9 protein-coding genes are annotated in these 13,586 nt (G+C 39.9%); 3 read left to right on the top strand and 6 right to left on the bottom strand.

Annotation, left to right across the window (positions count from 1 at the left end; all coding sequences use genetic code 11):
* Positions 1-47: 47 nt before the first annotated feature.
* The 5 genes from VUI23_RS01150 to VUI23_RS01130 all read right to left on the bottom strand — a co-directional run bounded on the left by VUI23_RS01150 (position 48) and on the right by VUI23_RS01130 (position 5,002).
* On the bottom strand, positions 48-1,592 hold the full coding sequence (locus VUI23_RS01150; RefSeq protein WP_342806363.1) for an acyl-CoA synthetase: 1,545 nt from the start codon (positions 1,590-1,592) through the stop codon (positions 48-50).
* Between the two features lie 186 nt (positions 1,593-1,778).
* Positions 1,779-1,946, bottom strand: coding sequence for a rubredoxin (locus VUI23_RS01145; RefSeq protein ID WP_342806361.1), 168 nt, complete (start codon positions 1,944-1,946; stop codon positions 1,779-1,781).
* Positions 1,943-2,899, bottom strand: a complete 957-nt coding sequence (locus tag VUI23_RS01140) for a fatty acid desaturase (protein WP_342806359.1) — start codon at positions 2,897-2,899, stop codon at positions 1,943-1,945. The genes VUI23_RS01145 and VUI23_RS01140 overlap by 4 nt, the downstream gene beginning before the upstream one ends.
* Before the next feature lie 60 nt (positions 2,900-2,959).
* The gene (locus VUI23_RS01135) at positions 2,960-4,396 is read right to left on the bottom strand and encodes a coniferyl aldehyde dehydrogenase (protein WP_342806357.1); all 1,437 of its coding nucleotides are present in this window, start codon (positions 4,394-4,396) and stop codon (positions 2,960-2,962) included.
* 6 nt (positions 4,397-4,402) lie between these two features.
* Positions 4,403-5,002 carry a TetR/AcrR family transcriptional regulator gene (locus VUI23_RS01130; RefSeq protein ID WP_342806356.1) on the bottom strand — a complete coding sequence of 200 codons (600 nt, stop codon included), beginning with the start codon at positions 5,000-5,002 and terminating at the stop codon, positions 4,403-4,405.
* 445 nt (positions 5,003-5,447) lie between these two features.
* Between VUI23_RS01130 and VUI23_RS01125 the strand changes: the two genes are divergently transcribed.
* From VUI23_RS01125 to VUI23_RS01115, 3 genes are all read left to right on the top strand, one after another.
* Complete coding sequence (locus VUI23_RS01125) at positions 5,448-7,784, top strand: TonB-dependent receptor (protein WP_342806354.1); 2,337 nt, start codon at positions 5,448-5,450, stop codon at positions 7,782-7,784.
* A 102-nt stretch (positions 7,785-7,886) separates the two neighbouring features.
* A complete protein-coding gene (locus VUI23_RS01120) occupies positions 7,887-9,434 on the top strand; it encodes a long-chain fatty acid--CoA ligase (RefSeq protein ID WP_342806352.1) in 1,548 nt (515 codons plus the stop codon).
* 23 nt (positions 9,435-9,457) lie between these two features.
* Positions 9,458-11,014, top strand: coding sequence for a carboxyl transferase domain-containing protein (locus tag VUI23_RS01115; RefSeq protein ID WP_342806350.1), 1,557 nt, complete (start codon positions 9,458-9,460; stop codon positions 11,012-11,014).
* A 1,047-nt stretch (positions 11,015-12,061) separates the two neighbouring features.
* Here the strand turns inward: VUI23_RS01115 and VUI23_RS01110 are convergent.
* Positions 12,062-13,198 carry an acyl-CoA dehydrogenase family protein gene (locus tag VUI23_RS01110; protein ID WP_342806348.1) on the bottom strand — a complete coding sequence of 379 codons (1,137 nt, stop codon included), beginning with the start codon at positions 13,196-13,198 and terminating at the stop codon, positions 12,062-12,064.
* Positions 13,199-13,586: the final 388 nt, after the last annotated feature.

Below are 13,586 nucleotides of genomic sequence, written 5' to 3'. Positions count from 1 at the left end.
TTTTAGCTTTATGATCTGAGTAAAACTTCATGGGTTAAAAAGACGTTCTATTGCCTGTTTAAATACTCATCGCGCAATTTTTTCTTATATAATTTTCCATTATCTAGTCGCGGTAACATTTCTGTGAAGACGATTTCTTTTGGCGTTTTTACCGCTGACAGCTGACTTTTACACCATCTAATCAGCTCATCTGATAAGGCTGCTTCTTCATTTTTATTTAGGGTACTACCAACTTTAGCTTGCACAACGGCAAACACTTTTTCCCCAAAATTTTCACAAGGCACACCAAATACAGCCACGTCAGCGACTTGTTCATGAGTTACAAGTAGGTTTTCTACTTCTTGAGGATAAATATTGACCCCACCAGAAATAATCATGAAGTTTTTTCTATCTGTAAGATATAGGAATCCATCGCTGTCCAATCTCCCTACATCACCTACCGTCATCCAACCTTTTTCATTCCGAGTTTCGCGTGTTTTATCCGGTTCTTTATAGTATTCGAAATTACTGCGAGGATTTTCAAAAAACACTTCACCTATTTCACCAGTAGGCAATTCGTTCCCATCTTCATCAAGTATATGAATTATGCAGCCTAAAGGACTACCTACTGATCCGGGATGCGAAAGCCACTGTTCACTGCTCAGTAACGTTACACCGGCATTCTCTGTTGAGCTATAGTATTCGGTCAGAATGGGCCCCCACCAATCAATCATGGCTTGTTTAATTTCCTGAGGGCAAGGAGCGGCAGCATGAATAGCACACTTTAGTGAAGATACGTCGTACTTCGTGCGCGTCGATTCGGCCAATTTAAGCATACGAATAAACATAATAGGAACCCATTGACCTATGTTCACTTTATACTTTTCGATCAATTGCAAATTCAACTCTGCATCAAATTTCTCCATGATGATCGACGTTCCACCTTGGAACATCACTAGCATGTTATAAATAAGAGGTGCTGCATGATAGAGCGGTGCCGGAGAGAGATATACGGTATTTTCATTCAATTTGAAAAAGTCCCGCAGCAGAATCATTCCTGGTTCCATGTGAGTAATTGGACGCCCATCCTCCCAAGTGGGATAAATTCCCTTGGGACGACCTGTAGTGCCAGAGGAATACAACATATGGACGCCAGCGCACTCATTTGCTATTGGCGTGGTTGGAAGTTCTTTAGTAGCTTCCTCCCACGAAGAAAAAAGATTTGTTTGTCCATTCACCATGAAACCTTGTAGCTCTTTGCTAAGACAAGATAAAACGGCATTACCAACAGCTTGCATCTTTTCAGAAATGATGAATGCTTTTGCATCACAATTATCTACAATATATGCCACCTCTTCAGCTTTAAGATGACTACTCACCGCCGTAAAGATAATTCCAGCCCTTTGGGCTGCCCAAACGATTGAGAAAAAATGACGGTTGTTCTCCATCATTAATGCTATATGGTCTCCGGGGTTAAGTCCCAACGAGCGGAATAAATGTGCGCCTTGATTTGATGCTATATCCAATTCCCCGTAAGTCACAGTTTCATTAGTGTCAGCAATTATATAGGCTGGTTTAGTCGGGTTCTTTTGGGCATGGATGGATGGATGCATGATCGTCTACCTATTGCAATTATATTAATTAATTTACGAGTGAAATTCATAGCCTGACATTGGCAATTAAATCTCAATTAACTCCACAAATGGACAACTCTGAAAAACATTGAACACATTTAAATTAAGGTCATTGTGGAGCTTTCATAAAACTGTCAACTTAATGTTGAACAGTCGCTTGAGCGACTAGTCCTCTTCAATTAAGTCGTAATCTTCTTTTAAAGCACCACAATCGGGACAAAACCAATCATCGGGTACATCTTCCATTGCAGTTCCAGGAGCGACTCCATTTTCCGGGTCACCTAAACTTTCATCGTAAATATGACTACAAAATCTACATTGCCATTTGTTCATGAAGTAACTCCTCTTGTATCTGTCGTACTTTTTTCTGCTGACGCATTTTTTGAAAACTCAATGTCTGCCACTAACTGAAAGTCATTTGCTACAGCTAGATCACGTAAACGCAATTCGGGCTCCAATAATTTCCATACACGTTGATTGTTATAAAATGGGGTTGTTGGCCATAAGTGATGAATGAGATGATAATTTTGATATTGCAACAACGGATTCAAGATCCATTCTTTTCCTAACCTTACAGCTGTCGCAATAGTGTAATTTTCCGATTGGCGTAATTCATAGTCTTTGTTTGGCCAGTGGGAATGAGGTAACCAGAAGAAGGAAAAACCAATGCCGATGAAAGCCAAACGAGAAGGTAAAAACCACAGCCAAAAGTACTCAACTCCATAGCCAGAAGCAATCAAACCCACAACAATTAATATTCCTATTACCATGTATGGTAGCGATTGCTTTAAGACACCCTTAGCCTGCGGCTTGTCATTTATCATCAAACGATAAACATAATAAATATCTATCGTCATCCATCGAAAAGGTAAGCTCCACCAAGCGCCATGTACGTAATGATCAGGGTCATCTGCTTCATCATTGGTAAAACGGTGATGCTCCATGTGTGCCCACCGAAACAACTCCAACGAAGCATATGGCGCATAAATTGATGTCACAATCTGCCCGATTAAATCGTTGAGTTTTTTATCTTTGCTAATGCTTCTGTGAACACTGTCGTGCATAACACTAAAAAACCAATAATAAATAAATGACAAAACTATGCATGCAATCGGCAATAAGATATATCCTGACAACGCCAGAACATCGACAGCAATAACCGCTCCTACAACAAATACAGCCAACATAACCGCCGGCCAAGAATATTCTGGGATACGAGTTAGCTTGCTGAAAGCTGCTTTTTTATCTGGTGGTACAACGATAGGTCGACCTAAATGATTCTTCATAATGTCCTCTTTAATAGTCGTCAAAATGGGTTGTTCGTTTTTAAGTTTCCAAGTAAATGCTTATTTAGAAATTTCATGATCAATTAGCTTGGTAAACAATTTTCCATAAGGTGGGCGCAGGAAACGACCCACATCGAATTTTGGCGCAATAAAAATAGACTTGGCATGGCTAAAAGTTTTGAATCCTTCCTTGCCATGATAAGCCCCCATTCCACTTGGACCTACGCCTCCAAAAGGCATGTCATCTTGCAGAAAATGTAGTAGTAGATCATTTACCACCATACCTCCACAGGCCACTTCCTCTGTCACTTGATTAATCAACTTTTGCTTGTGACTGAATAAATATAGAGCAAGAGGTTTTGGTCTTTGCTGTACAAAATTTAAAGCCTCTATTGGATTTTCTACCGTAACAATTGGCAACAGCGGACCAAATATTTCTTCGCGCATTAGCCGACAATCATGGTTGTTAACATCAATTATTGCTGGAGCAACGTATCGCTCATCAACCTCTTGAATAGGCTTAGAAAAAATGTCTATAACTTGATTTCCAGCATTTGCTGCATCAATCAATATTTCCCGTAAACGCAGGCTATGATTAGTATTAATAATATTCGTAAAATATGGGCTAGCTGCACCATCAGGAAACATCCTTAGCACAGCCTTTTTGTACTCATCGATAAATGGTTGGCGATGCTTATTGGTCAACAAAACGTAATCCGGCGCAATACAAATTTGTCCAGCATTTGACGTTTTCGCAAACGCAACTTTTTGTGCCACTTCAGCAATATCTGCATCATCAGCTATGATTACTGGCGACTTTCCCCCGAGCTCCAATGTTGTAGGAACCAAATTAGGTGCGGTGGCTTGCAGTATTTTTGCTCCAACCTGAGTAGAGCCAGTAAATAACAAATGGTCAAAAGGAAGAGAGCAAAATTCACTCGCAATATCAGCTCCTCCTTGAATTACTGCTAACTCATCAGGCGCAAAATAATCAGCAATAAGGTCTGCCATTAACGCACTGGTTCGAGGCGTATACTCGGAAGGTTTTAACATGGCTCTATTCCCAGCAGCGAAAATTCCACCCAAAGGAGATAAAGTTAGTGTTATAGGAAAATTCCACGGCGAAAGGTTACCTACAACGCCTAGCGGCTCGTACTTAATATAAGACTTTGCGCCAAGTAAGCCGAATGGGAAATTTGACCGCCGCTTTTCGCTTTTCATCCAATGAGTTAGATTTTTGCGTGCATACTTTAAAGCAGCAATAGGCGCCATAATTTCCTGCATGCGGCTAGCTTCCACAGCTCTTCGTCCATAATCGGCTTCTACCGCTTCGCACAATGAATACTGATGATCCACTAATAAATTGATCATTCGACTTATACGGTCAATTCGTACTTCAGCCTTTGGATAAGGATCAGACAAATAAGATTTGCGTTGAAGATTGAAAATACTCTCAGTCTGATTGCTAGGTAGTGCAGATTTTACCGCTGTGTTCATATCTAATTACCTTTCGCTAAGCAACAATTCTAAAGCAGAGTCAAAGAGTTTATTAAACGTGCGCCCTTCTACTAATTGCCGACTTTCATTTAGAGCTAAAATGCCATGCATGGTTGCCCAAACAATGTGTACCCAAGTACGCGCATCGATACTGATTTGTCCTTGTTGTTTTGCTTCCTTAGCAATTGCAACTATATGATCAAAAACTTCGTGTCGTAACGATAGCAAGGGCTCATTGACTTCCAAGTCAGGTTGCTCTGTAGAGAAGAGAAAACGATATTCTTTCCGATACTCAGTGCTAAAGGACTGCACGACATATGCAGCAGCTCGTATCCTCGCAATTGGATTTTCATTACGATTTTGTTCATCACAATTACGTAACATTTCGTGTAGCTTTTTTAAGCTTTCTAATCGAATCGCGCGAAATAGAGCTTCTTTACTATCAAAATAACGATACAACAGCGTATGACTTACCCCCATAAAATCGGCTAACTTACGTAAGCTCAATTTATCTGGGCCTATTTCACTAAAAAGTTTAAGTGCCCCGACGGTTAAATTTTCTCGAACTGATTCATATTCAGAATCCGTATAGGCTGGTCTCGCCATAAAACCTCTAAGTCTTTATTTAATTACCACTGTTAATTTAACTAAACTTTATATATTTTTTGTTAACGAGTCAACTATTTGGTGTAAATAAAATGAAATGAAAATCGGATGAGAGATGCGTAATTAACTCTCTTTTTGTCTAACCCAAGCCTAAGCCGAATAATTAGAGCACTTTAACAATAATCTTAAATAATTGATTTATATGACATTAAAAGGTTAAACAACTACATTTTCAGCCATAAAAGGCCAGTTAAACAAAGTTTTTTTGTTGCAATAATTTAAATGCTTTGTTAAAAGTTAACGCATACCGACAAGTCGGTCGAATTTAAACTCAACCACTTTTTTGAGTCTCAATCTTGTAGTCGGCATTGGGAGTTAACCTTATTTAAGTGGTCTTAAAAAGTGTTACGTAAACTAAATATTATCTACAAGGACATACCGTAATATGACCACGATACATACAAAGACCCTTGTTACTGCATTGAGTATTCTAGCCATATCTTTACCTGCAATAAGTCAAGTCAACGAAAACGACAAAGGTTTAGAGCAGATCACTGTTACCGCTCAGAAACGCTCTCAGTCAATCAATGACGTAGGAATGTCTATTACTGCGGTCAATGCTGAAGAAATAGCCAGTGCTGGCATTAACGATGTGGGAGACTTGGCCAAAATAACGCCTGGGATGACAACATCTCAGAGTTTAATGGGAACACCGACCATTACGATAAGAGGGATCGGGTTCAATGGTTTTACACTAGGCTCGAGTCCTGCTGTCAGTGTCTATGTAGATCAGGTTGCCAGTCCATTTATGGAAATGACAAGAGGCATTACCATGGATATAGAAAGAGTCGAAGTTCTTAAAGGTCCACAAGGTATTCTGTTTGGGCAAAATTCGACAGGTGGGGCGGTAAATTACATTGCTGCGAAGCCCACAGATCAATTCGAGGGTGGAATAAAGGGTAGTTACGGCTCATTCAATGAAACTCATTTAGAGGGTTTTGTATCAGGACCGCTAAGCGACAAACTCAATGCTCGATTGGCAATGCGCACTTCTCAAGGGGGGGATTGGCAGGAAAACTACACTCGTTCAGAAACCCATGGAGAACGAGATTTCACTGCTGCTAGATTATTGCTAGATTGGAGTATTTCTGAAGATGTAACCTTGCAGTTTAATTTTAATGGCTGGCAAGACAAGTCCGATTCAATACTTCCTCAATTTCGCGGCGAACGTATCCAAAACCCCGGCACTGATGGCGGCGATGCAATTGAACAGGAAAAATATGATCGCGCCCAATTAATTAGCGCCCTTCCAGTTGCACCTGATGATGCTCGGGCAACAAACTGGGGGAACCAAAACGCCAATACCCATGACGATAACGCTTACCAAATGTCTCTACGTGCAGATATAACGCTATCCAATACTATGATTTTCACATCCATAACTTCCTATGATGACTATTCGCAAAGTTTCAGTTTAGATAGAGATGGTACTGATCTTGATTTGATCGATATTACATCAAATACAGGTGAAATAGAGGATGTAACCCAAGAGTTTAGACTCAGCGGTGAAACTGACAATATGCAATGGGTGGTAGGCGCAAATTATATGAGTGCTTCAACGTCAAACTCTACGGTAATAGGCATAGGAGATGCCACTAATACAGCAGTAGTAACCAATGCTATTGTTGGTAAAAATTGGGCATCCGCTGTTCAAAAAGGAAATCACGAAATCGAAGAGTACGCGGTGTTTGGTAATATTGATTATTTGCTTTCCGACCAGCTAACTTTAAGTACAGGAATTAGGTTTACTGACAGTACCAAAGATTTCGAAGGCTGTACTACTGGGGATGAGTCTATTACGGCTCTACAATCCCTAGTTTCTAGTGGTTTCACCAATCCATTTGCTATAACACCAGGCGATTGTGTAACCCTTAATCCTGACAACAGCTTTGCTCCAGAATTAGTACAAAAAACATTGGCTGAAGATAATATATCGTGGCGTTTAGGGCTAAATTACAAACTTAACCGCAACACCCTTTTGTACGCCACCGCATCCCAAGGTTACAAATCTGGAAGTTTTCCAGTGCTGTCGGCACCTTTATCCATTCAACTAGATCCAACAACGCAAGAAGACGTTCTTGCATACGAAGCTGGTTTCAAATGGTCTTCAGACTCTGCTCCTATACAATTAAACAGTGCAGTATTTTATTACGACTACAGTGACAAGCAGGTGCGAGGAAATATTCTTGCGGCTCCGTTTGGCGTACTTGAAAAGTTAGTAAATGTTCCAGAAGCCCATGTACAAGGAGCAGAAGTACAATTTAGAGCCATACCACTTTCAGGGTTGACCACCAGCTTTACAGCAACCATATTAGACTCAGATGTTGATCAATACGTCGGCTTGAACAATGCAGGAATAGAAGAAGATCTTTCAGGTTCAATTATTCCTTTTACCCCAAAATTTCAAGCGAATGCTGATGCTGAGTATCGTTTTTCTGCGACCTCTGATATTGAAGCATTTGTTGGCGGATCACTGATTCACAATAGCAAAACCAACTCAAGTTTAGGTGAACCCGATTCCGGAAGAATTGATGCTTTCACCGTTTTAGATCTGCGAGTTGGACTAGCTTCAGACGACGGTATTTGGAATGCAACCTTATATGGTCGTAACGTTACTGATGAATACTATTGGACCAATAATTTTGCCTCGCAAGACGTAGAAGTTCGTTTCGCTGCAAAACCCGCAACTTTTGGAATAAGAGTCGAATATAATTTTTATTAGTTGGTCATATTGGCTGGCAATGTTTGCTTTAAAAACACTGTCGGCCTCGGCTTTTTTGCAATATTGAATTCATCGTCGAATTAACATAGCACGAGAGAGAACATGTCGATGTACATTACACAAGGTTTAAGAAAGTCCGCTCGTCAAACACCTTCGAAAGTTGCAACTATTTTTGGTTCTAAACAACAAGACTTCAGGACCCTTTTAGAACGAGTCTCGCGCTTCTCAATGGCATTGCAAAGTCGTGGACTAAAACAGGGTGATAGGGTAAGTATCATAGCGTTAAATTCAGCCAGTTATATGGAAATAATGTTGGGTACGTTTTGGGCTGGGGGCGTTGTTAGCCCCCTCAACACCCGATGGACTCTACATGATTTCATTTATGCTCTAAATAATTCCGCTACCAAAATCCTGGTCCTTGACCATCAGTTTGTGCACTTGGCAGGCCCGCTAAAAGAAGCTTGCGATTCAATTCAAACTATAATTTGTGATACCCACACAATAGAGTCCGATGAATATTTACATTATGAGACATTAATTAATCAACATTCCCCAGTTGAAGACGCAGAAAGAAGCAATGAAGACCTTGCAATGATTCTTTATACCGGTGGCACTACAGGTAAACCCAAAGGTGTGATGCTTTCCCACCGTAATCTGGTTTCAATGGCAATTGGACAGCAAGCGATAGACTGCGGTACTCAAGGCGACCGTTATTTACATGTCGCACCTATGTTTCATATGGCTGATATTCAAATGATGTTTAATCATATGCTAAACGGTGGCACTCATGTGATTTTACCAAATTTTATTCCAGCACAAACACTTGCAACCATTGTAGAAGAAAAGGTGACTGACGTATTAATGGTGCCTTCTATGATTCATATGTTAGTCAACTATCAAGATATAGATGAATTTGATCTTAGTCATTTACAAACCATTTTTTATGGTGGTGCTCCTATCACTAAAAAAGCCCTTGAATTGGCGATAAGCAAATTCTCTAACTGTGACTTTATCCAAGGCTATGGCATGAGTGAGACGGGCTTACTTACTATGCTTCCAGCATACTATCATACGATTGAGGGACTCACCCTCAACAAGCTAAAAGCAGCTGGCAGAGCAACTGCATTGGTAGAAATAAAGATTGTCGATGAAAATGATCAAGAAGTTGCAAAGAATACCATCGGGGAGGTAGTTGCAAAAGGACCTACTGTAATGCAAGGCTATTGGCAGGATTCTAAGCAATCAGCAAGCGCACTAAGAAACGGTTGGATGCATACTGAAGATGCAGCCTATATGGATGAAGACGGCTTTATTTTTATTGTTGATCGAATAAAAGACATGATAGTAACTGGTGGTGAAAACGTATATTCAAGTGAAGTTGAAAATGCACTTGCACAGCACCCTGAAGTCGCTCAGTGCGCAGTTATTGGGATACCTCATGAAAAGTGGGGAGAAGCAATCCATGCAGCAGTTGTACTTACGCCAGAGAGTAATTCCACCGCTGAACAACTCATTAAACACTGTAAAACCTTAATTTCAGACTACAAATGTCCTCGTAGCATCGAGTTTTTAACCGAATTACCGCTATCTGCTGCTGGCAAAATAATGAAAACTGAATTACGAAAATCATCAGCACTTGCCTCGCGCTAGCGCAATTTTAATTAGGAAAGATCATGGACAAACAACAGTCTTTGAGAAAGGCGGTCATCAACAGCCACTCAAACATTCAAGACGAAGCAAGAAAAAGAGCGGTTGAATATCAACATTCTCGCGGCAAACTGACCGCAAGAGAAAGAGTTGAACTTATCTGTGATAAGGACACATTTCTGGAATTTGGTGGTCTTGCGCTACCCTCTGACAATAATGATTCTGCGCCAAGTTTTGGTGATGCACTGGTTACAGGTTGGGCAGACATTGAACATAAGAGGGTGATTATTGCCGTCGCGGATTTCACTATTAACGGCGGAAGTAATGGCGATATTGGCCTTGAAAAAATGCGTCGCAGCTATATGCGAGCCATTGATTCAGGTGTACCAATGGTGCAATTATTAGAGGGAGTTGGGCATCGAATATCTGAAGGCTTAGACAGTCGATTATTTTCACCTGGTTTTGATTCACTGGCGCTTCAAGCGCAACTCTCAGGCTGGGTGCCAACCCCCGTAGCTGTGCTTGGTCAAAGTTTTGCAGCAATGACATTAATTGCATCCATGTGTGATTTTGTTGTGGTAGTAAAAGGCATGTCATACATGGGCATAGCCCCACCGCAACTAGTCAAAAAAGCAATAGGTGAAAATATTGATGCCGAAGAACTTGGTGGTAGCGATACGCAAGCTAAAAAAAATGGAATTGCAGATTATATTGTCAACAGTGAGGATGAAGCCAGTTCAATAATCAAACAATATCTTTCTTATTTTCCAGCGAACTCTTCATTAGCTCCCCCCGTTTCAGAGGTTAAAGCACCGGATCCAATATTTGCGGCTAAATTACCAGAGATTATTCCGGCAGATATGCGTTATGCCTACGATGTGAAAAAAGTAATTAAAGGGATTATTGATGCAGATTCAATGCTGGAAATAAAAGCAGATTATGCCAAAAACATAGTGTGTTGTTTAGTTAAAATAGGCGGTCGAAGTGTCGGTATCGTAGCGAATCAACCCAATTTTTTGGCAGGTTCTTTAGATTCGCCAGCCTGTGAAAAAGCGGCTCACTTCATTAACCTGTGTGACAGCTTTGGTATTGCTTTACTTTTTCTGCTTGACCTACCAGGCTTTCTCGTAGGTAGTGAAGTTGAACGCAGCAAATTAGCCCGAAAAAGCGCGCGATTAATTTATGAAATAGCCCTTACTACTGTGCCCACATACAACGTGGTGTTGCGTAAAGCCTATGGAGGAGCTTACATGGCAATGAATGGCGGAAGAAGCTTTAATGCCGAATTGACCCTGGCCTGGCCTACAGCTGAATTTGCGGCTATGAACGTAGAAACCGCAGTCGATGTAGCTTTTAAAAAACAGATAATGTCTGCGGAAGATCCGCAACAAGAAAAACAAAAAATAGTGGAGCAGACTCGTGAAAAACTTGGACCTATAAGGGCTGCTGAGGGATTTGGAATTGACGACGTCATTCTTCCAGAGCAAACTCGCAAGTATTTAGTGCATGCATTAAAATCTGCACCAGTGAGACGCAGGCAAACAACTAATACCCCCAAAACAAGACCAGTATCCCCAATATGAATACGCATCTCAATCCGGAACATAGAGGCACTGAATAAATCGACGTAAGGTTTACTGAATTTTAATTTTTAAGATATGAAGTGATATCACGGTCCATTGCGTCGTTAAACAGTAACTTTAAAATACATTTACACATCGCCTTACTTTTAAACAAATTGTCCATATTAAATATCCATTGTTAATATTAGATAATAATTACTACAACGATGACTGTTTCTGGAAACCCTCTAATCGCACTTAACAATAAGAATATGATTATATTCTTAGTAATGCTTTCGCCTGCGTTAATTTTTATGCCTGAGCATTCCCCTCTCCCTCGCCTGCAAAATGTGTTGAGCAATTAATGGCTATGTTTATTGAAAATCATACCAGTATCCGTTTAGCTATTATAATTACGATGTTATCGATTGTATTTTACAAAATGTACACCACCGTGATACCTCATTACATCAGTATATTAGAAGAACATAATGGGGTTTTAACTATGTTTCTCACAGGTCAGCTATTTTCTTTTTCCAAGAAGGGGGATTTGCATGGAATGGGTTAATCGGTTTCTGGTTATCAGCAATCGACTTCTTTTTATAACTATTAATTGCTTTATACTTTGTCTGTAAAGCTGTTAATCAAGAAAAATTGCATTTAAAGACAAACTAAGTAAATAGACTGAAAAGGTACGAGTATCGCTTTGCATGCTCTTAAATTAAGAGCTTGCAGTTTGGAAGGAAAATTAGATAGCAGAATTGAATTAAAGCATAGCGATAGTAAACCAAACGCATCTGGCTTTAATTTGAAAAGAAGTAAAATTTAAGGTATTCACAAGTTACGAGCGACAATTCTGTTTCGAAAAGGCTTAAATGTCGTTGATGTTAAAGCAATAGTGATAGTCAACTCGGGTGTAGATGGCCGTTATTTATATTTGCGAGTGAGCGCATATCGCGCTCATTCTATTTTTCCGCTGGCTATTACTTCTAATCCGTCAAGCTTTATCATGAATTAGTCAATTCTTAATGAAGCAAACAAAACTTTTGCTTCCTAGTACTGCAAGGGCTATATACTCCTTGAAATTAACTCCTTCATTATTTCATTAGTACCACCATAAATGCGTTGAGCACGGGCATCCACCCAAGCTCTAGCGACTGGATACTCTTGCATATAACCATATCCACCGTGCAATTGAACACATTCATCAACAACCTTACATTGCAGATCTGAACACCAATATTTCGCCATTGAAACCGTGTCCGCTGTCAGCTTATTATCTAAAACTAATTCCATGCAGCGGTCAACGAAGACTTGGCCAATTTGAATTTCACTTTTCATTTCTGCTAATTTAAATTTAGTATTTTGAAAACTGGCGACTGATTGGCCAAATACTTTTCGTTCTTTTGTATATTCTACTGTGCGTTCATATGCATCTTTTGCACAAGCAACAGCCGAGATAGCAATTTGAAGCCTTTCCCAAGCGAGCTCTTCCATTAAGTAAAAGAAGCCTTTGTTTTCTTCGCCAAGTAAATTTTCAACCGGTACTTTCATGTCATTAAAGAACAGCTCAGCTGTATCCTGGGCTTTCATGCCAATTTTTTTAAGTTTGCTACCTTTTTCAAAGCCTTGCATAGACTCGTCAATGACGAACAAGCTAACCCCTTTGGCTCCTAAAGTTGGATCAGTTTTAGCGACGACAATCACAACGCCACTTTCGTAACCGTTTGAAATAAAGGTTTTTGAGCCATTTATTATGTAGTGCTCGCCTTGTTTTACCGCCGTTGTGCGAATCGATTTTACGTCTGACCCAGCACCAGGCTCAGTCATTGCAAGTGCACCTATAAATTCTCCAGAAGCCATTTTTGGTAGATATTTTTGCTTTAGTGACTCACTGCCGTAACGTTGTATATAAGGAGCAACAATATCTGAATGCATTGCAATAGAGACACCAAGACCACCGAAAGGCGCTAATTCTTCTAACAGAATCATGCTAAATAAACGGTCACAACCCGCACCTTTATAATTTTCATTAATGTTGGTACATAAAAACCCCATTTCACCAAGGGTATTCCAGAGTTTTCTATCTACTCCACCAGCTTCATCCCATGCCTCTAAGTTTGGAATGATTTCTTTTTCTGCAAACTTTTTGACTGTATCACGAAAGAACTCGTGCTCCTCCTGAAATAACGTTCGTGGAATCATCTAAGTAACCTTTTAAGTAAAAAACACTCTACGAGTAGCAGTAGCTCAAGAAGTTAAAAACTTTAACCTTTACTACACCTTGTCAATCGGAAAATTTAAAATAGCGCTCAAACATATATAATCCGACCCGTCGGTATGTTATTATTGAGGGTATAATTTGTCAACAACTCAATTCTAATAAAGTGAGGTTTTAGAATTACTTATTTTTACATTCCTATCCAATTATTCTGCAGCACGCAGCAAATAGCTAACCTGCTCCCATATTTTAGAGATAATCAAATCTGAAGATGAAGGGGTAAGCCCATTCAGAGCAATTTAAAAACTACAGTTGAGGTTACTTTTAATTAGATTTTCACTGAATTTCGAATTGAATATCTTACATTTCGTA

This window comes from Alteromonas sp. M12 (genome assembly GCF_037478005.1).
Lineage (GTDB): Bacteria > Pseudomonadota > Gammaproteobacteria > Enterobacterales > Alteromonadaceae > Aliiglaciecola > Aliiglaciecola lipolytica_A.
This window is presented reverse-complemented; position numbering and strand designations above follow the sequence as displayed.